This is a genomic window from Kineococcus siccus (assembly GCF_009906795.1).
GTDB lineage: Bacteria > Actinomycetota > Actinomycetes > Actinomycetales > Kineococcaceae > Kineococcus > Kineococcus siccus.
On record NZ_JAAALN010000418.1, the window covers coordinates 1 to 866 of the forward strand.

General features: G+C 75.6%; 2 protein-coding genes. Both read left to right on the top strand.

Annotated features, from left to right (window positions below):
* Positions 1-27: 27 nt before the first annotated feature.
* Positions 28-645: an RNA polymerase sigma factor SigE gene (gene sigE, locus GTR02_RS21910; RefSeq protein WP_166609572.1), complete on the top strand. Its 618-nt coding sequence runs from the start codon at positions 28-30 to the stop codon at positions 643-645.
* A partial coding sequence (locus GTR02_RS21915) for a hypothetical protein (protein WP_240896209.1) occupies positions 642-866 on the top strand: 225 nt, incomplete at its 3' end. The genes sigE and GTR02_RS21915, both read left to right, overlap by 4 nt.

The following is an 866-nucleotide window of genomic DNA, read 5'->3' on the forward strand; positions in this document are numbered from 1 at the left end:
CTTCCCGCCCGTCCCAGGAGGACACCCGTGAGCGACCAGCCCGGCCGGCCGGACGAGGCAGTCCCGCCTCCCGCCGCCTTCTCCACGTGGGTGCCCCCGACGTGGGACGAGGTCGTGCGCAACCACTCGGCGCGGGTCTACCGCCTGGCCTACCGGCTCACGGGCAACCGCCACGACGCCGAGGACCTCACGCAGGAGGTCTTCGTCCGGGTCTTCCGCTCGCTGTCCAGCTACCAGCCCGGCACCTTCGAGGGCTGGTTGCACCGGATCACGACCAACCTCTTCCTCGACCAGGTGCGCCGCAAGCAGCGGATCCGCTTCGACGCCCTCGCCGAGGACGCCGACGACCGGCTGCCCAGCACCGACATGGGGCCCGAGCGCGCCTACGAGCACCGCAACCTCGACGACGACGTGCAGCGCGCGCTCGACGCCCTGCCGCCGGACTTCCGCGCGGTCGTCGTCCTGTGCGACATCGAGGGGCTGAGCTACGAGGAGATCGCCGCCACCCTGGGCGTGAAGCTCGGCACCGTCCGCTCCCGCATCCACCGCGGCCGCGCGCAGCTGCGCGAGTCGCTCGCCCACCGCGCCCCGCGGCCCACCGCCCCTCCGCGCCCGACCCTCGCCTTCGGCGAGGACCCTTCGTGAGCGGGCCGCACCTCGGAGCGCGCGTCACCCCCCTCGTCGACGGCCGGCTCGCGCCCGACGTCGCCGCCCGCGCCCTCGACCACGTGACCGCGTGCTGCGCGTGCGCGCAGGCCGTCGAGGCCGAGCGCCTGGTCAAGGCGCGCGTCGCCGCGCTGGGCGTGCCCGGCGTCTCCGCCGACCTCATGGCGCGCCTGCTCGACATCGGCGGCCCCGCCGGGCCG